Annotated in this window: 14 protein-coding genes; 8 read left to right on the top strand and 6 right to left on the bottom strand. The window is 69.3% G+C overall.

The window, feature by feature from the left end:
• Window positions 1–581: 581 nt before the first annotated feature.
• The 3 genes from D7X30_RS42505 to D7X30_RS40490 form a co-directional block, all read right to left on the bottom strand.
• Window positions 582–2,951, bottom strand: a complete 2,370-nt coding sequence (locus tag D7X30_RS42505; protein ID WP_233592103.1) for an REJ domain-containing protein — start codon at window positions 2,949–2,951, stop codon at window positions 582–584.
• A 920-nt stretch (window positions 2,952–3,871) separates the two neighbouring features.
• The gene (locus tag D7X30_RS40495) at window positions 3,872–4,333 is read right to left on the bottom strand and encodes a hypothetical protein (protein WP_147443433.1); all 462 of its coding nucleotides are present in this window, start codon (window positions 4,331–4,333) and stop codon (window positions 3,872–3,874) included.
• A gap of 287 nt (window positions 4,334–4,620) precedes the next feature.
• Window positions 4,621–5,460, bottom strand: coding sequence for a LysR family transcriptional regulator (locus D7X30_RS40490; protein WP_120568326.1), 840 nt, complete (start codon window positions 5,458–5,460; stop codon window positions 4,621–4,623).
• Between the two features lie 99 nt (window positions 5,461–5,559).
• On the opposite strand from D7X30_RS40490, the gene D7X30_RS40485 reads away from it, so the two are divergent.
• Together D7X30_RS40485 and chrA are read left to right on the top strand one after the other, a co-directional pair.
• Window positions 5,560–6,339: a DsbA family protein gene (locus D7X30_RS40485; RefSeq protein WP_120568325.1), complete on the top strand. Its 780-nt coding sequence runs from the start codon at window positions 5,560–5,562 to the stop codon at window positions 6,337–6,339.
• Between the two features lie 187 nt (window positions 6,340–6,526).
• The gene (chrA, locus tag D7X30_RS40480; RefSeq protein WP_120568324.1) at window positions 6,527–7,687 is read left to right on the top strand and encodes a chromate efflux transporter; all 1,161 of its coding nucleotides are present in this window, start codon (window positions 6,527–6,529) and stop codon (window positions 7,685–7,687) included.
• A 54-nt stretch (window positions 7,688–7,741) separates the two neighbouring features.
• Here chrA and D7X30_RS40475 read toward each other — a convergent pair whose 3' ends face one another.
• Both D7X30_RS40475 and D7X30_RS40470 read right to left on the bottom strand, forming a co-directional pair.
• Window positions 7,742–10,117: a kelch-like protein gene (locus D7X30_RS40475; protein ID WP_120568329.1), complete on the bottom strand. Its 2,376-nt coding sequence runs from the start codon at window positions 10,115–10,117 to the stop codon at window positions 7,742–7,744.
• 361 nt (window positions 10,118–10,478) lie between these two features.
• Window positions 10,479–12,794 carry a kelch repeat-containing protein gene (locus D7X30_RS40470; protein ID WP_120568328.1) on the bottom strand — a complete coding sequence of 772 codons (2,316 nt, stop codon included), beginning with the start codon at window positions 12,792–12,794 and terminating at the stop codon, window positions 10,479–10,481.
• 328 nt (window positions 12,795–13,122) lie between these two features.
• Between D7X30_RS40470 and D7X30_RS40465 the strand changes: the two genes are divergently transcribed.
• The 6 genes from D7X30_RS40465 to D7X30_RS40445 all read left to right on the top strand — a co-directional run bounded on the left by D7X30_RS40465 (window position 13,123) and on the right by D7X30_RS40445 (window position 17,391).
• On the top strand, window positions 13,123–13,422 hold the full coding sequence (locus tag D7X30_RS40465; protein WP_120568323.1) for a hypothetical protein: 300 nt from the start codon (window positions 13,123–13,125) through the stop codon (window positions 13,420–13,422).
• 345 nt (window positions 13,423–13,767) lie between these two features.
• The gene (locus D7X30_RS42500; RefSeq protein WP_014397035.1) at window positions 13,768–13,926 is read left to right on the top strand and encodes a hypothetical protein; all 159 of its coding nucleotides are present in this window, start codon (window positions 13,768–13,770) and stop codon (window positions 13,924–13,926) included.
• 69 nt (window positions 13,927–13,995) lie between these two features.
• A complete protein-coding gene (locus tag D7X30_RS40460) occupies window positions 13,996–14,550 on the top strand; it encodes a MauE/DoxX family redox-associated membrane protein (RefSeq protein ID WP_255424232.1) in 555 nt (184 codons plus the stop codon).
• An 8-nt stretch (window positions 14,551–14,558) separates the two neighbouring features.
• The gene (locus tag D7X30_RS40455) at window positions 14,559–15,080 is read left to right on the top strand and encodes a hypothetical protein (protein ID WP_120568321.1); all 522 of its coding nucleotides are present in this window, start codon (window positions 14,559–14,561) and stop codon (window positions 15,078–15,080) included.
• Complete coding sequence (locus tag D7X30_RS40450; RefSeq protein ID WP_120568320.1) at window positions 15,077–16,942, top strand: ABC transporter ATP-binding protein; 1,866 nt, start codon at window positions 15,077–15,079, stop codon at window positions 16,940–16,942. The genes D7X30_RS40455 and D7X30_RS40450 overlap by 4 nt, the downstream gene beginning before the upstream one ends.
• On the top strand, window positions 16,942–17,391 hold the full coding sequence (locus D7X30_RS40445) for a S26 family signal peptidase (RefSeq protein WP_120568319.1): 450 nt from the start codon (window positions 16,942–16,944) through the stop codon (window positions 17,389–17,391). Before D7X30_RS40450 ends, D7X30_RS40445 begins: the two co-directional genes overlap by 1 nt.
• A gap of 64 nt (window positions 17,392–17,455) precedes the next feature.
• On the opposite strand, the gene D7X30_RS40440 is transcribed toward D7X30_RS40445, so the two are convergent.
• On the bottom strand, window positions 17,456–19,666 hold the full coding sequence (locus tag D7X30_RS40440; RefSeq protein ID WP_233592101.1) for a PKD domain-containing protein: 2,211 nt from the start codon (window positions 19,664–19,666) through the stop codon (window positions 17,456–17,458).
• Window positions 19,667–19,843 lie beyond the last annotated feature (177 nt).

The raw sequence follows: 19,843 nt of genomic DNA, 5'->3' as shown, positions 1-19,843 counted from the left end.
CTCGAGCTCGACCCCCTCGGCCACCTTCACCCGCTTCACCTGATGCAACGCGCTGGAGTCGGCAGAAGCCGGGACCGGGACGGACTTCGTCGTCACACAGGCGAACAGCGGCAAGCAGAGGAGGAGGGGTTTTCGCATGGACTGACGCAACTACAGGAATGCGGAGACCACCAGGGAAGCCCATGGGTAACAGCTCGCCGCGCCCCATCTGGACGGGGCGTGGATGAGCCCCCGCCCGGCTTCGATGGGCGCGGTGGTGTCAGTCGGAGCTGGACGGGAGCGTGACGACCCGATGGGGTGGGTTTGCACGCCCCTCGCGATTGAGCATCGCGTGGACCGGGCGCCCGGACAACGACTGCAGGAAGCACTGCCCACAAGCACCGTGAGTGTCCCCTGGGTCGGCCCAGGCTCGCCCTTCCCTCCCCCTGGGCCCTTCTGCGCAGACGCCCGCGGGCGGATTGGCCGGTTAACGGTCAACTAACCGGGTTGAGCTTCGCGGGGGCCGCGGTCGTCAAGGCGAGCCGGTAGCGCGTCTCCAGCTTCGTCATCGCGGCGTGGTACTCCTCGCCGACCGTCTCCAGTCAGAGGCTCAGGCTCGGCACCCGCACCGGCGTAAGGCGGTTTGTGGTGGTCCCGTCGCCGAGCTGCCCGTAGGAGTTATTGCCCCAGGCCCAGACGGTGCCGTCCTGCTTCACGGCCAGCGAGTGGTGGTTGCCAGCGGCGAGGTCCGCGACGCCCGCCAAAGCCGCCACCTGCACGGGCGTGAGGCGCTGGATGGTGGTCCCGTCGCCGAGCTGCCCGTAGGAGTTATTGCCCCAGGCCCAGACGGTGCCGTCCTGCTTCACGGCCAGCGAGTGGTGGTTGCCAGCGGCGAGGTCCGCGACGCCCGCCAAACCCGCCACCTGCACGGGCGTGAGGCGCTGGGTGGTGGTCCCGTCGCCGAGGTGGCCATTGTTGTTGTAGCCCCAGGCCCAGACGGTGCCATCCTGCTTCACGGCCAGCGTGTGGTGGTTGTTAGCGGCGAGGTCCGCGACGCCCGTCAAGCTCGGCACCTGCACGGGCGCGAGGCGCTGGGTGGTGGTCCCGTCGCCGAGCTGGCCATTGCCGTTGATCGCCCAGGCCCAGGCGGTGCCGTTCTGCTTCAAGGCAAGCGAGTGGTAGGTGCCAGCGGCGAGGACTGCGACGCCCGTCAGGCCCGGCACCTGCCCCGGCGTGAGGCGGTGCGTGACGGTCCCGTCGCCGAGCTGGCCTTGGCTGTTGAAGCCCCAGGCCCAGACGGAGCCATCCTGCTTCAAAGCGAGCGAGTGGGAACCGCCCCCTGCGAGGGCTGTGATGCCCGTCAGGCCTGGCACCTGCACGGGCGTGAGGCGCCGGATGGTTGTCCCGTCGCCCAGCTGGCCGTGACCGTTGTGACCCCAGGCCCAGACGGTGCCGTCCTGCTTCAATGCGAGCGAGTGGGAAAGGCCAGCAGCGAGGGCCGCGACGCCCGTCAAGCCCGGCACCTGCACGGGCGTGAGGCGGTCGGTGGTTGTCCCGTCGCCGAGCTGGCCCTCGCCGTTGTTTCCCCAAGCCCAGACGGTGCCGTCCTGCTTCAAGGCCAGCGTGTGGAACTGGCCAGCGGCGAGACGAGCCCCGCTGCTCGCGGCGCAGGTGGCACCGCCCTGGAGGGCGAAGGCGAAGCGGGTGGAGAGGCCGAGGGCGTTGGTGACAGTGGCCGTCACCGAGGCCGTCGCGCCCGAGGGGACGCAGGAGGGCGCCGTCCAGAGGACTTCGCTGGTGGTGGCGGTGCTGGAGGCGGTGCCCAGCGTGCCGGTGCTGGTGGCCCACGAGATGCTGAGGGCACTGCCCTGGGCGTCCTTCGCCTTCACCCGGAAGACGACGGTGCCGCCCGCCGTCGGCACCGTGGCCACCGACTGGGATGTCTCCACTACCTCGGGCGGGAAGCGCCCGGTGGTGGGCGGGCCCACGTGGACGGTGAGCGTCCCCGTCCCCTGCCCCCCGCGGCTGTCCTGCACCGTCGCCGTCAGGGCGCAGGTCCCGCCGGAGGGCTGGGCGGAAGGGGTGTAGCTGGCACTCTGCGAGGTGGCATTCGTCCACGTGCCCACGCACGAGGCCGTCCATTGGTAGCTGAGGCTGTCCCCGTCGTTGTCGCTCGCGGTAGCCGTCACTGCGGTGGACTGGCCCACCGCCACTGAGGACGGCAGGGCTGTCACTGTGGCCACCTGTGGCCAGGTGTTGACGGTGACATTCACCGCCGCGCTCCCGGTGCCGGTGCTCACCGTGACGGTGACGCTCAGGGAGGTGCTGGCGCCCTTGGAATCCGTCACCTTCAGCGTCAGCACTACCGGGCCGGCGGAGGCCGGTGCCGTCCAGGCCGTGGAGAGGCTGGAGGCGGCGCTGAAGCTGCCCGTGCTGGCCGTCCAGGCGTAGGTGAGGGTGTCGCCCGCGTTGGCGTCTTGCGCGGTGGCCTGCAGGGCCACCACGCCGCCCGGGGCCACCGTGCCGGGGCTGGCCACCAGCGAAAGAATCCGCGGAGCCACGTTCTCAAAGGGCGCCGGCGCATTCACCTCCTGGAGCAGCAGCGTCACCGCCGTCGTCTGTCCGGCCTGGATGGCGACGGGCGTCACCTGGCCGGCGTAGCGCACGGTGTTGGAGGCATCGAAGGCCTGGGCGCTGAAGGTGCGGCCGGTGCCGGCGGGCAACTGCCCCAGCACCCCACCCCACTGCCCACCCGTCTTCACCAGCGCGTCGGTGCGCGTCGTCATGCCGGTGCCCGACACCGTGAGTTCCACCCGCGCCACGTCGCTGGCGCTCAGGGCCTGCGGCAGTGTCACCACCGCCTGCGCGCTGCCTTCCGCCTCCTCCGGCTGTTGCGCCCCACCACAGCCGGCCAACGCCAGCACCAAGCCCAACGCCAGACACGCCAGCCTGCTTCGATTCTCTTTCCTCATGGACTTCTCCCCCGTCTGCAACTGGATGGGCCTCCCCGAATGGCAATCCGCGCCGACGCGGACGAGTGCGGTGCCAGGAGAGGAGCGCAGGACTCTACAAGCAGGGCCCGTGCACCTGCTCCTGAGTCAGGGCCCACGCCACGGTGGTCCGCGCGGACCTCCTTCCTGCGCGGCCTTGCGACTGCGAATGAGTTGCTCGACTGCCGGCCGGTGATGGACGCTGAGGTTATCCATGACAACCACTTCGTGAGGCTTTAGGTAGCAGCCCCTCACGGCCGTAGGTTTCGAAACGGTCGCCGGCAGGGTGCCAAAACGCACGTAGGCCCAGGCCGCCGCAAGCGTCAGGAGCATTGCCGGGACGATGAAGCACACTCCGGCCACCAGCAGCCCGGGCCAGCCGGTACGTTGGTGGCCCAGGTGAATGGCCAGCTCAGTCTGCTCAAGCCGCTTCAGCTCCAGCGACCGCAGAAGGCGTTGGCTTCTGCATAGAGTCAGGAGTGGCCCGTTTGAACCCGGATGGGCAGGCGTGGTGTAGTCCCCGCGCCGTTCCAAATGGCTGACATCCCACCCTGAGAGGTCACAGTGATTCGTTCCGCGAAGAAGGCAGGACAGTTGCTGCTCGCCGTCGCCGCTGGTTTTGTCGTGTCGTTCGGTGCCACCCAGGCATTTGCCACGTCCGAGGCGGCGCCGGCGGCGCCGTATGAGTGCAAAGAGAACTGCGACCGGTCATGCCAGAGTAACGGGTATAGCGGCGGCTCCTGCGCCGGCTGCTGCACTTGCTTCTGCTATATGTAACCGCCCTGCCTGAGTTGAATGCCCCGCGATGGCGTGAAACCCGTCATCCTGGCCTCGGCCTGGAATAAAGACAGCCCGGCCCCGCGTGCGAGGAGCCGGGCCGCGAACAGGGCCGACGGACGAGATTACAACTCGGCGCAGCCGCAGACGGTGGTCGTGGTCTGCTCGAACTCCGTGCAGGACTGGCCCACGGCGTTGAAGCACACGCGGTAACGGTTGTTGCCCTGGGTCTCCGAACCGAGGTACTCGAAATAGCAGGGGCCATTGTCGCAGACGCGGGTCCGGCAGCCGGCAAAATTACACGAGGACAGCTCGCCACAGGCAGCGTACGCGGACCAGTTGCCACAGGCGCCGTAGCCAGCATTCACGCAGCTGTTGGTGTTCGTGGGCTGGCAGGCCGCGGCGAGCGCCTGGAGCATCGCTTCGTCCGGCTTCGGCGTCTCTGCCAGCAGCGCATTGACCTGCTCCGGGGTGTAGCGCTGCGCCTCGGCGGAGTCCTCCATTCCCGGGCCCTCCGTTCCAACGGGACCGCACCCCACCACCAACCCCGTGATGACGAGTCCAACCCACAATCCGAAGTGCTTCATTTTTGCCTCCAAGGAGCTCCAGCCGCGCGGAGCACGGATGCCAGCCCAATCGCCCCCCATGGGTCTTCGGGCCAGTGCTGCCGGTGCATGGCGACTCCCCCTTTCGGAGCACGCACCGTCACTCACGGAGGTGAGCCCGCGCGGTGGAAATTGATGCAAGGGAATCCGCTGCCCACCGTAAGTGCCCTCGGTGGAGTCATGCCAGGGTTCCGGATACGCCGACGGCTCCTGCGCCGGCTGCTGCACTGGCGTTTGCTATATTTTGCAGCCCTGGCTGAACAAGGACCTCATGTCTCCCACACGCCCGGGGCGCTCCGGAGTGCTTCGGCGAGTGACTCCCGCGCCCGCCGGAGGGCCGCGTCCGCGCGCCGGGTGGCGGCGGACAGCAGCCACACCGGTGGGCCGCCCGGGAGCTCCTTCTCCAGCACCAGGCGCGGGTCCCCTTCTGCGAGCAGCGCCGGGAGCACGCTCCTCCCCAAGCCCGCGACGCAGGCATCCCTGATGCCGAGCAGCGTGTCGCACTCCACGAGGGACTCCGCGTCCTCGGGGACAGCCTTCCACCAGCGCATGGAGGATCGGGTGCGCAGGTTCCCTGATGGCAGGACCCAGGCCGCCGTGTCCTGATTGGCTGCCCGCGCCCGGAACACTCCGAGCCGCAGCTTCCCCAGTTGCTGTCCCCGCAGCGCACCGCCCGGCGTGTGACTCGGCCGCAAGGCCAGATCCGTCACCCCGGGTTCCAGCGCCAGCTCGCTCTCGGAGATGCGCACCTGGACCCGCTGCGTGAAGCCGCACGTGCGCAGCGCGCCGAACAGCAGTGACGCCAGCACTTCGTTCGTGGTGATGACGAGCCGGCCTGCGCGCGCCCGGCGCTGCTCCTCGATGAGTGCCCCCACATCCAGGGCGTGGGGGTGCATGCGGCCCGCGCGCTCGGCGATGGCGAGGCCGAGCGGCGTCGGGCGCAGCGTCGCCCCACGCAGGAAGAGCGGCACCCCGAGCGCGCGCTCGAGGGCGTCCACCCGTCGCGAGATGGACGAGTGGCGCAGCGAGAGCTCGCGCGCCGCGCCCACGACGCTCCCCGTGCGCACCAGCGCCTCCACCGTCTGCAGGTCGTCCCAGGCGATGTGCATGAACGCACATGCTGTGCGCGTCCGCGGGCGTCGTCAACGCAGGGGGCTGGGGCTATCTCTCGGGGCGTGGCAGTGCGGTGACGCCACCCGGAGATGGCCATGAAGACCCCCAGGAACGAGAACGAGACGCCCCCTGACGTGCAGGCGCTGTGCGACCCCGAGACTGGGACGTGCGCGCTCCCCGGCGCGGCGCAGAAGAGCGCCGGGTCGAGCGCCGAGGGGCCCGTGGGAGAGGTGCTCTATGTGGGGGACCCGATGTGCTCCTGGTGCTGGGGAGGCTCGCCCGGCCTCCGCCAGTTGGAGGCGGAGGCAAACCGAAGGGGCATCCCCTTCCGCGTCCTGGTGGGCGGGCTCCGTGCGGGAGGCGGGGATCCCTGGAACGAGCGGTTCAAAGGCTTCCTGCGCCACCACTGGGAAGAGATTGCCGCGCGCACCGGACAGCCGTTCTCCACCCGGTTCCTCGACCGGGCGGAGTTCAACTACGACACCGAGCCTGCGTGCCGCGCGTTCCTCGTCATGCGCGGGATGCTCAAGGAAATGCCGGGACCGGAGACGCGCGCGTACGACGTGTTTGCCTCCATCCAGCGGAAGTTCTACGCCGATGGGGAGGACCCGACCGTGGCGTCCTTCTACGAGAGCGTTTGCGCCGCGCACGGACTCGACTTCAAGGTGTTCCTGAGCCGGTTCGACCATGCGGACGCGAAGCGGGCGACGGCGAACGAGTTCCAGGAGGTCAGGGCCCTGGGCGTGAGCGGGTTCCCCACCGTGCTCTTCCGTGGCAGCGCCGGCCTTGAAGTGCTCGCGAGCGGCTTCGCGGCCGGACCGCGCATGGTCGAGGCGCTTGCTCGGGCGACGAAGCCGGTAAGGGGCGAGGCGTGAAGCTCGGTCGCCGTGCGATGGTGCGCGGCGGCGCCCAGCTGTTGGGGTTCGCGGCGCTCGGCTCTGGATTGACGTCGCGGCCTGACCTTCCAGGGAGACTGGCTGGGGTTCATTGGGGCCTGTCCCCTGCCCGGCGCTGTGGCACCATCCACCGCGATTCCGGTTCATCACGAGGCTCCCGCAGCGCATGGACTCAACGCATTCCGGCGACGTCACTCGAGGCTCGCTCGGCGAGGTCGCGCGGGTCTTCCTCCGGCTGGGGCTGACCGCGTTCGGGGGCCCTGCTGCTCACATCGCGATGATGGAAGACGAAGTCGTGCGCCGGAGGGCCTGGCTGCCCCGTGAGGAGTTCCTCGACCTGCTGGGCGCCACGAACCTCATCCCCGGCCCCAACTCCACCGAGCTGGCCATCCACCTGGGCCACCGGCGTGCTGGTTGGCCCGGGCTGCTCGTGGCCGGCGCGTGCTTCATCGTCCCGGCGATGCTCCTCACGCTCGCGGCGGCGTGGGCCTACGTGCGCTTCGGTACCCTGCCGCAAGCCGGCGCCCTCTTGTACGGCGTCAAACCCGTCATCCTGGCCGTGGTGCTCCAGGCCCTGTGGGGCCTCGGAAAGACGGCCCTCACGACTCGCCCCCGGGCCATCGTGGCAGTCGGCGCGGCCGTGGCGAGCGCGCTTGGGGTCAACGAGCTGCTCATCCTGGCCTTGGCCGGAGGTTCCCTGGCGGCCTGGCTCCACTTGCGGTCGGCACCCGCTCCCACGTCGATGCTCGCGCTGTCGCCGTTGGCCCTGCATGGCGTGACGGCTGTCACCGCCACGGCGTCCGCCCCGTTCAGCCTCGGGGGCTTGTTCCTGTTCTTCCTCAAGGTCGGCAGCGTGCTGTTCGGCAGCGGCTATGTGCTGCTGGCCTTCCTCCGCGCGGACCTCGTCGAGCGCTGGGGCTGGCTCACCGAGGCCCAACTCCTGGACGCGGTGGCCGTGGGCCAGTTCACCCCGGGCCCCGTCTTCACCACCGCGACGTTCATCGGCTATCTCGTGGGCGGCGTGCCCGGCGCGGGGCTCGCGACGCTGGGCATCTTCCTGCCCGCCTTCGTCTTCGTGGCGCTCAGTGGCCCCCTGGTGCCCCGGCTTCGCAGGTCCAGGACCGCGGGCGCGGTGCTCGATGGCGTCAACGCGGCCTCGCTGGCCCTCATGGCCGTGGTGACGTGGCAGCTGGGCCGCGCGGCCCTGGTGGATGGCTGGACGGTGGCTCTCGCCGTGCTCGGCGCGGTGTTGCTGCTCCGCTGGCGGGTCAACTCGGCATGGCTGGTGCTGGGCGGTGCCGCAGTCGGGCTGCTGCGGGCCCTGTGACAAGCCAATGTACCGCCCAAGGGCGCCTGCCAAACGCAAGCGCCCTGCGCCTCGTCAGGGGCTCAGGTCCGGCACCCGCACCGGCGTGACCTGGTGCGCGGCTGTCCCATCCCCGAGCTGGCCATAGGTATTGTCGCCCCAGGCCCAGATGGAGCCGTCCTGCTTCACGGCGAGCGAGTGGGCGTAGCCACCCGCGAGGGCCGCGACGCCCGTCAATCCCTGCGCCTGCACGGGCGTGTGGCGGTTCGTGCCTGTCCCATCCCCGAGTTGGCCATAGCCGTTGTAGCCCCAGGCCCAGACGGTGCCGTCCTGCTTCAAGGCGAGCGAGTGGGAAAGGCCGCTAGCGAGGGCCACGACACCCGTCAATCCCTGCACCTGCACGGGCGTGTGGCGGTTCGTGCCTGTCCCGTCGCTGAGCTCGCCATTGAAGTTGTAGCCCCAGGCCCAGACGGTGCCGTCCTGCTTCAAGGCGAGCGAGTGGTCGACGCCAACAGCGATGGCCGCGACGCCCGTCATGCCCTGCACCTGCACCTGCACCGGCGTGTGGCGATCTGTCGTCGTCCCATCCCCGAGTTGGCCGAAGCCGTTGTAGCCCCAGGCCCAGACGGTGCCATCCTGCTTCAGCGCCAGAGAGTGGTCGCGGCCAGCGGCAATGGCTGCGACGCCCGTCAGGCCTGGCACCTGCACGGGCGTGAGGTGGCTCGTGGTTGTCCCATCCCCGAACTGGCCACTGCCGTTGTTCCCCCAGGCCCAGACGGTGCCGTCCTGTTTCAATGCGAGCGAGTGGTAGAGGCAACCAGCGACGGCCGTGACGCCCGTCAGGCCCGGCACCTGCACGGGCGTATGGCGCTCCGTCCTCGTCCCGTCGCCGAGCTGGCCCTGGTCGTTGCGTCCCCAGGCCCAGACGGTGCCGTCCTGCTTCACGGCGAGCGAGTAGTAGAAGCCACCAGCGAGAGCCGCGACGCCCGTCAAGCTCGGCACCTGCACGGGCGTGAGGTGGCTCGTGGTTGTCCCATCCCCGAACTGGCCACTGCCGTTGTTCCCCCAGGCCCAGACGGTGCCGTCCTGCTTCACGGCGAGAGTATGGTGGCCCGCCGCCAGATGAACTCCGGGGTTTGAAGCGCAGGCCGAGCCACCCTGGAGTGAGAAGACGTAAGAGGTGGAGAGGCCCAGGGCATTGGTGACAGTGGCCGTCATCGAGGGCGGGTTGCCCAGCGGCACGCACGCGGGCGCCGTCCAGAGGACCTCGCTGGTGGTGGCGGTGCTGGTGGCAGTGCCTTGCGAGCCCGCGCTGGAGGCCCAGGTGAAGCTGAGCGCGCTGCCCTGCGGGTCCTTCGCCTTCACCCGGAAGACGACGGTGCCGCCGCCCGTGGGCACCGAGGCAACGGACTGGAACGTCTCCACCACCTCGGGCGGGAAGAGCGCGGTGGTGGGCGACGTCGAAACGTAGAGGGTGAGACTGCCCGTGCCCTGCCCGCCCCGGCCGTCCTGCACCAGGACCGTCAGCGTGCAGATGCCGCCGGAGGGCTGGGCCGAGGGCGTGAAGCTGGCGCTGGCGGAAGCGGCATTCGTCCACGTGCCCGCGCAGTTGGCCGTCCATTGGTAGCTGAGGCTGTCCCCATCCGCGTCGCTGGCGGAGGCCGTCACCTGGGTGGTCTGGTCGACGGCGATGGAGGAAGGCAGGGCCGTCACGCCGACCACCCGAGGCCAGGTGTTGAAGGAGACGTTGACGGCAGCGCTGCCGTTGCCGGTGCTCACCGTGATGGTGACGCTGAGGGAGGCACTGGCGCCCTTCGAGTCCGTCACCGTCAACGTCAGCATCACCTGACCCGCGGAGACGGGGGCCGTCCAGGTGGTGGTGAGACTGGAGGGCTCGCTGAAACTGCCCGAGGCCGTCGTCCAGGCGGAGGTGAGGACGTCCCCGGCGTTCGGATCATCCATGGTGGCCTGGAGGACCACCTGGCCACCCGGAGCCACCGTGCCGGGGCTGGCCACCAGCGAGAGAATCCGCGGGGCCGCGTTGTCGAAGGGCGCCGGCGCATTCACCTCCTGCAGCAGCAGCGTCACAGCCGTCGTCTGGCCAGTCAGAATGGTGACGGGCGTCACCTGGCCTGCGTAGCGCACGGTGTTGGAGGCATCGAAGGCCTGGGCGCTAAAGGTGCGGCCGGTGCCCGCTGGCAATTGGCCCAGCACCCCACCCCACTGCCCGCCCGTCTTCACCAGGGCATCCGTGCGAGTCGTCATCCCCGCGCCCGACACCGTGAGTTCCACCCGCGCCACGTCGCTAGCACTCAGGGCCTGCGGCAGCGTCACCACCGCCTGTGCGCTGCCTTCCGTCTCCTCGGGTTGCTGCGCCCCACCACAGCCGGCCAATGCCAGCACAAAACTCAAAGCCAGGCACACCAGCCCGCTTCGACTCTCTTGTCTCATGGACTTCTCCCCCTTGTGCAGCTGGATGGTCCTCCCCGAGAGGCAATCCGCGCCCATGCCGGACGGGTGCGCCTTCCCAGGAGAGGAGCGCAAGACTCTACAAGCAGGGCCCGTGCACCTGCCCCTGAGTCAGCCTCGCGCCACATCGGTCCGCGCGGACCTTGTTGCGTCGACGTGCGCGCCTCGTTAGGCGGAGCCGGCCGGCCAATCTATTGCCCGAGGAAGGCCTTCATCTCGTGCACCACCTCCGCGGGGTTGGAGAACCAGACGAAGTGCTGTCTGTTCTCGAAGATGACCACCTTCGTGACCAGCACTTTGCGCCGAGCGCTCAGTGGATACAGGCCGTCAGGGCTCGCAGAGCTCAGGGCGTATATAGCTCCGCCGCTGCCAGGTAGCCCTCGCTGTTGAGTCCTCCAGAGATCAGCACCTTGCCGTTCGGAATCAGCGTCTCGGTATGACCGCGACGAGGCGAGGCCATGGAGCCGGTCTCGCTCCAGGTGTCCGAGGCAGGGTCGTACACGCGCGCCGTCGCGACGGAGGAGGAGGCGCCCCCTTCTCCCCCCGCGACGAGCACCTTGCCGTTCTTCAATAACGTCGCCGTGTGAGAGACGGAAGTTCTGGCCATCGAGCCTGCCTCGCGCCAGGGGCCGTACACTTCCGCCGTCGCGTGGTGTCTGCCGTTCCCGTATCCCCCCGCGACGAGCACCTTGCCGTCATTCAGCAGCGTCATTGTGTGGGCAACGCGAGGCAAGGCCATAACGCCGGCCGAGCCCCAGCCGCCCCCCGATGCTGGGTGGTACAGCTCCGCTGTAGCGTGGATGCCTCCAGAGCCATTCCATCCCCCTGTGACAATCACCCGGCCATCAGGCAGCAGCGCTGCCTTGTGGTCGCGGCGAGGCGAGGTCATGGAGCCGGTTGCGCTCCAGGTGCCTGATGCTGGGTCATACAACTCCGCTGTCGCGATGTTGTTGCTACTCGAGCCGTATCCCCCCGCGACGAGCACCTTGCCGCTGGTTAATAACGTCGCCGTGTGGTTGCTGCGAATCGAGGCCATGGGGCCGGTCGCGCTCCAGGTACCCGAAGCAGGGTCGTACACCTCCGCTGTCGCTGTCCGTCCAAGTCCGGTGTATCCCCCCGCGACAAGCACCTTGCCGCTGGGTAAGAGCGTGGCCGAGTGGAGTTCGCGAATTGAAGCCATGGGTCCGGTCGCGCTCCAGGTGCCCGAAACCGGGTCGTAGACCTCCGCCGTCGAGAGGAAGCTGCCGCTGGCCGCGCTGCGTCCCCCCGCGACGAGCACCGTGCCGTTCTTCAACAACGTCGCCGTGTGGAAGCTGCGGGGCGAGGTCATGGCTCCCGTCGCGGCCCATCCCCCACAGAGCGACAACCCTGACACCGTGAAGCCCGTCACGGTCGTCAGGTTGAATGCATTGGTGACAGTGGCGGTGATGGAGGCCGTGTTGCCGCTGACCACGCACGCCGGAGGGGTCCACATCACCGCGCTCTGGGTGGGGCCATTGCTGGGCACGCCGAGGGTGCCGACGCTGGCCGTCCAGGAATAGGAAAGCGCGCTGCTCTGCGGGTCGCTCGCTCTCACCCGGAAGACGACGGTGCCCCCCGCTGGCGGCACCGAGGTGACGGACTGGAACGTCTCCACCACTTCGGGCGGGAAGCGCGCCGTCGTGGGCGGGCCTACGTAGATGCTCAAGCTGCCCGTGCCCTGCCCTCCCCGCCCATCATGCACTGTCACGGTGAGCGCGCAGGTGCCACCCGACGGCTGGGCCGAGGGCGTGAAACTGGCGCTCGCGGAGGTGGCATTCGTCCATGTGCCTGCGCAGTCAGCCGTCCACTGGTAGCTGAGGTTGTCCCCGTCCGAGTCATTCGCGGAGGCCGTCACCTGCGTGGACTGGCCCACCGCGACAGAGGACGGCAGCGCCGTTACCCCGGCGACCTGGGGCCAGGTGTTGAAGTCCACGTTGACGGCCGCGCTGCCGTTTCCGGTGCTCACCGTGATGGTGACGCTGAGGGCAGCCGAGGCGCCCTTGGAGTCCGTCACCGTCAGCGTCAGCACCACGGGGCCGGCGGAGGCCGGCGCCGTCCACGCCGTGGAGAGGCTGGAGGCGGCGCCGAAGCTGCCCGTGCTGGCCGCCCAGGCGTAGGTAAGCGTGTCGCCCGCATTGGGGTCCTCCGCTGTGGCCTGCAGGGCCACCTGGCCGCCGGGAGCGACGGTGCCGGGACTGGCCACCAGGGAGAGAATCCGCGGCGCCACGTTCTCGAAGGGCGCCGGCGCATTCAACTCTTGAAGCAGCAGCGTCACCGCCGTCGTCTGCCCGGCCTGGATGGTGACGGGCGTCACCTGGCCTGCGTAGCGCACGGTGTTGGAGGCATCGAAGGCCTGGGCGCTGAAGGTGCGGCCGGTGCCCGCGGGCAACTGGCCCAGCACCCCACCCCACTGCCCGCCCGTCTTCACCAGGGCGTCCGTGCGAGTCGTCATCCCCGCGCCCGACACCGTGAGTTCCACCCTCACCACGTCGCTAGCGCTCAGGGCCTGCGGCAGCGTCACCACCGCCTGCGCGCTGCCTTCCGCCTCCTTGGATTGCTGCGCCCCACCGCAGCCGGCCAATGCCAGCACCACGCCCAAGGCCAGACACGCCAGCCCGCTTCGACTCTCTTGCCTCATGGACTGCTCCCCCGGGCGCAACTGGATGAGCCTCCCCGAGAGGCACTCCGCGTCCACGTGGACGGGTGTTTTGCCAGGAGAGGAGCGCGGAACTCTAGTGGGAGTTCCCAGCCTTCGCGCCTGAGTCACCCCAGCGCCACGGTGGTCCAGCCTGACATCCCGGCGCGGACGTCTGTTGAAGATGTCGACTTGACGCTAGACGGCTCAAGCCTCTGGGGCTTCATCTCTATCTTTCCTGCTACGAAGCCGGTGCTCCGGTGAAAGGCCTTTCACTTTCATGCTGGGAAGGCATTCGCTGGGATTCGCTGTACACACGAACGGAGCAGACATGCGTACGCTGATGAAGTCCCTGCTGGCTGTTTCGGCGGTCCTCTCCCTCGCGCCCACGGCGGCCCTGGCCCTGCCGCCGCAGTGCGATGACATCTGTTGGGACAAGGCTTGCGACTACCCGTGTGCCTTCCACAACCGGTGGGCCACGTGCGCGGACTGGAACATTTTCGAGTGCGCCTCGGGCGTCGTCGCCCCCACCGAGCCCTCGGCGTCGGTGCTGCCGGACGAAGCCCTCCAGGCCGATGACGTCCCGCAGGTGTGCAGCGAGGAGCACCCGGACGCCAGCGCGGAGAGCTGAATACGGTGTGCCGGAGGCACGCCGCGTCATTCCCAGACACCCTGAGAAGGCGCGCCGCGTTGTTCTTCGAATACCATGGGTCCTCGAAGGTCGACTTTCGCCGCATAACCTTCGAGCGGTAACGTTCGTGTCGCGTCGAGAAGCCCTCTCTCCAGCCGCATCACCACGGCTGGACGTGCCGCACGGCGTCCAGCCGTCCCTGGCAAGGCGCGCTGCGTTAATCTCTAAATACTTAGATTCCGCGAAAGCCCACTTTCGCCAGATAACCTTTGAGGTGTAACGTTCGCGTTGCGCTGAGTGGATGTTGTTCACCCCCCTCTCAACGCATACCGAAAGGACCACACCATGAAGATCCTCAAGGCGCTGAGCGACCGCTTTCTGAAGATGTTCCTGTCCGAGGTTCCCGCAGGCGCCTGCGTCCCCTCCAACGGCGAGTGCTGCACCACCAAGCGCAAGGTCCACAACTGTTACGGCATCTGCGTCGCGTCGGTCGGCTGCAAGTGACTTCTGCTTGATGACCACGGCTGGACGCGCCACTTCGGCGTCCAGCCGTCGTCTCAGTGAGGCTCTCCGTTGAGCGCGGTCAATCTCGGTTGTCGCCTGATGCTGTCACTGGTGTTCGTACTCGCCGCCATCAGCAAGGCGCGCGGACGCAAGCCCTTCGAGGACTTCATCCAGACGCTCGTGAACTTCGGTCTGCCTCCCTCCCTGGCGGGCGCGCCGCTCGCGGCCACGTTGATTCTCGCCGAGGCCGCCTCCGCGCTCCTGCTGCTCTTGAACGTGGCCGCGGGTTATGCGCTCGCGCTGGCGCTCCTGGGCGGCTTCACGCTTGGCATTGCATGGGTGTTGCGCCGGGGCGCGAAGGTCGCCTGCCGGTGCTTTGGCGCCAGCAATACCCCCGTGGGCGCGGCGCACCTGGTGCGCAATGGCCTGTTGCTGGCTGTCACGGTCGCCGGGGCCGTGAGCCACGCGGCGGCCTCGGGCGCGCCCGTGACGGTGGCGATGGGGGCGATCGCGGGGACCGCCGGAGTGCTGGGCGGAGTCTTCGTCACGCGGTGGGATGACCTGGTGTTCCTGATCCGCGGCCCGGAGCCCGTGGCCGCGTCTTCGCGAGCCCGAAGGAACTGAGGGAGACGATGGTTGAGATTCTTGTCGTGGGTGGCGCCATCCTCGCCGTGCTGGTGGTGCTCAACCTCTTGCTGACGCTCGCGCTCATCGGCCGGCTGCGCAAACTCCAGGAGACGGTGGCCAACCAGGTCCCCACCCGGGACCCTGCCCTGCCGCTGGAAGGTGACAAGGTGGGCCGCTTCGAGGCGACCACGATGGAGGGCGAGTCCGTCACGGATGCCGTCCTGCGGGACGGGCAGACCCTGATCGGCTTCTTCACCCCCGGCTGCCGGCCCTGCTCCTCGGTGCGCGAGAAGCTCATCGCCTCGCCGCCCGGGATGCCGCTGTTGGCCTTCATCGAGGGCGGGCCCGAGGACCCGGACGTGGTCTCGCTCGGGGCGTCGCTCAAGCAGGTGGCCCGGGTGGCGTACCTGAACGATGGGGACTCCATCACTCGGGCGATAAAACAGGCCGGCTACCCCACCCTCGTGCTCGTCGATAAAGGCGTGGTGGCCGCCGCGGGACACTTCGTGCACGAAGTCCTGCCATGACCGAGCCACGGAACGCGCGGAGGCTCGTGCGTGAGGTGCTGCGCACGGTGCGCGCGGCCGTGGTGCTCCAGTGGCGCTCGGCTCCGCTGGCGTCGGCCTTCGCGTTCGCGCTCACGTTGTGCACGGGCTCCGTGGCGGCTGTGGGCGGGTGGCTCACCAAGCAGTTGCTGGACGAGCTGAGCCGCGGTGCGCTCGCCGACTCGCAGCGGGCGCTCACGCTCGCGGTGGGTGCCGCCGCCGTCGCCGGGGGCGCCATGGCGGTGCTCAACGTCACCGAGTACCTGGCCGGGGTGATCCGCTGGCGCGTCACCATCGAGGTCGAGCGCACCCTCTTCGCGAAGGTGGTGGCGCTGGAGGGCCTGCGCCACTTCGAGGACCCCGCCTTCCACGGCCGGCTCCGCCTCGCGAACGAGGCCGCCCTGGACGCGCCCCAGCAGCTCGCCGAGTTCGTGCGCGCCATGGTGCGCACGCTGGTGTCGGTGGGGACGCTGAGCGCCGTGGTGCTGATGGTGTCGCCGCCCATGGCGTTGCTGCTGCTGCTGGCGGGGGGCGTGGCGCTGGCGGCACAGCTCGCGCGCAGCCGGTGGCTGGTGGAGCTGACCGAGGCGCTCGTGCCCGCGTACCGCTGGCGCGACTTCTACCACTCGCTGCTGGTGGACGTGCGGGCGGCCAAGGAGAGCCGGCTGTTCAACCTGGGGGACCTGCTCCTGGAGCGGATGGTGGCGTCGCTGCGCAAGGCGTCGACCCAGGAGCTGGCCGTGACGCGCAAGGGGCTGGGCGTGCAGGCGGCGCTGTCGCTGCTCACGGCCGTGGTGGCCTCGGTGGGAGCCTTCATCGTCGCGCGAGGGGCCATCCGGGGGCAGCTCCAGCTTGGAGACGTGGCCCTCTTCCTCGCGGCCGTGGCGGGCATCCAGAGCGCCTTCAACGGGCTGCTGTCGCAGATTGAGTTCGCGAGCCGCAGCATCCAGACCTTCAAGAACTACCTCGACATCATCGACCTGCCGGTCCGCGCGGTGGGGCCCTCGCGCCCGGTGGCTCCGCTGCGACATGGCATCGAGCTGCGCGACGTCTGGTTCCGCTACGACGCCCACGGGCCCTGGGTGCTGCGTGGGGTGAGCCTCTTCATTCCGGCGGGCGGCTCGGTGGGGCTCGTCGGCGTCAACGGCGCCGGAAAGAGCACGCTGGTGAAGCTGCTGTGCCGCTTCTACGACGTGGAGCGCGGGCAGATCCTCTGGGACGGCGTGGACGTGCGGGAGCTGGATGCGAATGCGCTCTGGGCGCGGATGACGGCGACCTTCCAGGACTTCATGACGTACGACTTCAGCGCGGCGGAGAACATCGGCCTGGGGGACGTGGCCCGGCTGAAGGACGGCGCGCGGATCCGCGACGTGGCTCGGCTGGCGGAGATGGACGACACGCTCGCCTCGCTTCCCGCGGGCTACGACACGCTGCTGAGCCGCGTGTTCGCGGGCGAGGCCGACGATGCGCCGGCGGGAGTCTCGCTCTCCGGAGGTCAGTGGCAGCGGGTGGCGCTGGCCCGAGCCCTGATGCGCCAGGACGTGGACCTGCTGGTGCTGGACGAGCCCAGCTCCGGACTGGACGCGGCCGCGGAGTTCCACATCCACCAGACGCTGGAGCGCTATGGCGCGGGGCGAGCGCGGCTGCTCATCTCCCACCGGATGAGCGCGCTGCGGAGCGCGGACACGCTCTACGTCCTCTCCGATGGCCGCGTCATCGAACAGGGCACGCATGACGCGCTGATGGCGGCGGGTGGCGAGTACGCGCGTCTGTTCACGCTCCAGGCCAGCGGCTATCAGGACGAGCGCGTCGCCTCACGGACCTCGCAGCGGGAGGTCGCGTGATGCTCGCGGCGGTGGGCGTGGGCGCGGGACTCCTGCTGGCGGGCGCAGCGCTAGCGGCCTGGGCGCGACGCCGCTGGCTCGTCGTCACGGTGCGAGGCAACAGCATGGCGCCCACGCTGCGCGACGGGCAGCAGCTCCTCGCGAGGCGCCGCGTGGGAGATAGCGGTTACGCGCGCTCGGACGTCATCGTCTTCCTGCTGCCCGCCGAGCGGCTCGCGGCGATGAGCTCGGAGGACCCGCCCTATCTCATCAAGCGGGTGGCCGCCGTCGCGGGAGATCCGGTGCCGGACTGGGCGTGGGCGAAGCTCGGCGCCGATGCCCGGACGTGCGTTCCGTCCGGGAAGGTAGTGGTGTCGGGAGACAACGTCGACAACACCCAGGACTCGCGGCAGCTCGGCTACATCGACGCTGAGGCCATCATTGGCGTCGTGCGGGTCCCGAGCTCCTGACGAGAAGACGGGACCCGCTGGGAATCAGTCCTCCGAGCCCCAAACGCAAGCGCCTGGCGTCTCGTCAGAAATTCAGCACCTGCACCGGCGTGAGGCGAACCGTCCACGTCCCGTCGCCCAATTGGCCATAGTCATTCCTGCCCCAGGCCCAGACGGTGCCGTCCTGCCTCAAGAGGAGCGAATGGTAGAGGCCAGCGGAGAGGGCCGCGACGCCCGTCAGGCCCGGCAGCTGCACCGGCGTGTGGCGCTCCGTCAGCGTCCCGTCGCCGAGCTGGCCGTAGGCGTTGTAGCCCCAGACCCAGACGGTGCCGTCTTGCTTCAAGGCGAACGTGTGGGCGCCGCCAGCAGTGACGGCCGCGACGCCCGTCAACCCCTGCACCGGCGCGGGGCTGAAGCCGCTCCCCCCGTGGCCGAGCCGGCCGTTGCCGTCGTAGCCCCAGGCCCAGACGGTGCCGTCGTTCTTCAAGGCAAACGTCTGACCCCAGCCAGCGGAGAGGGCCGCGACGCCCGTCAAACCCGGCACCTCCGCGGGCGTTGGGCGGGCTGTCGTCGTCCCGTTGCCGAGCTGGCCCCAGTGGTTTGCGCCCCAGGCCCAGACGGTGCCGTCCGACTTCAGCGCCTGGGTGTGGAAGTAACCTGCGTCGACGGCGACCACCCCGGTCAGGCCCTGCACCTGCACCGGCGTGAGGCGAACCGTCCACGTCCCGTCGCCCAATTGGCCATAGTCATTCCCGCCCCAGGCCCAGACGGTGCCATCGTGCTTCAAGGCAAGCGTATGGTCCGCGCCAGCGGAGAGGGCCGCGACGCCCGTCAAGCCCTGCACCTGCACCGGCGTAAATTGGGTCGTCAGTGTCCCGTCGCCGAGCTGGCCCTTGCCGTTATAGCCCCAGGCCCAGACGGTGCCATCGTGCTTCAAGGCGAGCGAATGGGCGCCGTCAGCAGTGAGGGCCACGACGCCCGTCAAGCCCTGCACTTGCACGGGCGTGAGGCGGTTCGTCGTCGTCCCGTCGCCGAGCTGGCCGTAGCCGTTGGAACCCCAGGCCCAGACGGTGCCGTCCTGCTTCAACGCGAGCGTGTGGTGGTCGCCAGCGGCGAAATGCGCTCCGAAGCCCGTGGCGCAGGCGCTCCCTCCCTGGAGTGAGAAGACGTAAGAGGTGGAGAGGCCCAGGGCATTGGTGACGGTCGCCGTCACGGTGGGCGGGGTTCCCAAGGGCAGGCAAGAGGGCGCCGTCCAGAGGACTTCGCTGGTGGTGGCGGTGCTGGTGGCCGAGCCTGGAGCACCCGCGCTGGAGGCCCAGGCGAAGGAGAGCGCGCTGCCCTGCGGGTCCTTCGCCTTCACCCGGAAGACGACGGTGCCGCCGCCCGCGGGCACCGAGGCAACGGACTGGAACGTCTCCACCACCTCGGGCGGGAACTGCGCGGTGGTGGGCGACGTCGAAACGTAGAGGGTGAGGCTGCCCGTGCCCTGCCCGCCCCGGCCGTCCTGCACCAGGACCGTCAGTGTGCAGATGCCGCCGGAGGGCTGGGCCGAGGGCGTAAAGCTGGCGCTGGCGGAAGCGGCATTCGTCCACGTACCCGCGCAGTCGGCCGTCCACTGGTAGCTGAGGCCGTCCCCATCCGCGTCGCTGGCGGAGGCCGTCACCTGGGTGGTCTGGTCGACGGCGATGGAGGACGGCAGGGCCGTCACGCCGACCACGCGAGGCCAGGTGTTGAAGGAGACGTTGACGGCAGCGCTGCCGTTGCCGGTGCTCACCGTGATGGTGACGCTGAGGGCAGCCGAGGCGCCCTTGGAGTCCGTCACCGTCAACGTCAGCACCACCTGGCCCGGTGTCGCTGGCGCCGTCCAGGTGGTGGAAAGGCTTGAGGCCGCGCTGAAGCTGCCGGAGGGCGCCGTCCACGCATACGTGAGCGTGTCACCCGCGTTGGGGTCGTCCGCAGTGGCCTGCAGCGCGACCTGTCCGCTCGGGGCGACAGTGCCAGGGCTCGCAACCAGGGAGAGGATGCGCGGCGCCGCGTTTTCGAAGGGCGCTGGAGCATTCACCTCCTGCAGGAGTAGCGTCACGGCTGTCGTCTGGTTGGCCTGGATGGTGACGGGCGCGACCTGCCCCGCGTAGCGCACGGTGTTGGAGGAATCGAAGGCCTGCGCGCTGAAGGTGCGGCCGGTACCCGCAGGCAGCTGGCCCAGTACCCCACCCCACTGTCCTCCCGTCTTCACCAACGCATCCGTGCGTGTTGTCATGCCCGCGCCGGACACCGTGAGTTCCACACGGGTCACATCGCTGGCGCTCAACGCCTGCGGCATTGTCACCACTGCCTGCGCGCTGCCTTCCTGTGCCTGCACCCCTTGTGCGCTATCGCACCCTGCCAATGCCAGGACCAGGCCCAATGCCAGCACGGCAAGCCCGCTTCGACTCTCTCTTCGCATGCATCCCTCCTGCGTGATGTCTGGAAT

The sequence above is a fragment of the Corallococcus sp. AB011P genome (assembly GCF_003611605.1).
Classification (GTDB): domain Bacteria; phylum Myxococcota; class Myxococcia; order Myxococcales; family Myxococcaceae; genus Corallococcus; species Corallococcus coralloides.
Note: the sequence above shows the minus strand (reverse complement) of the source record. Positions and strands in the feature narration are given on the sequence as shown.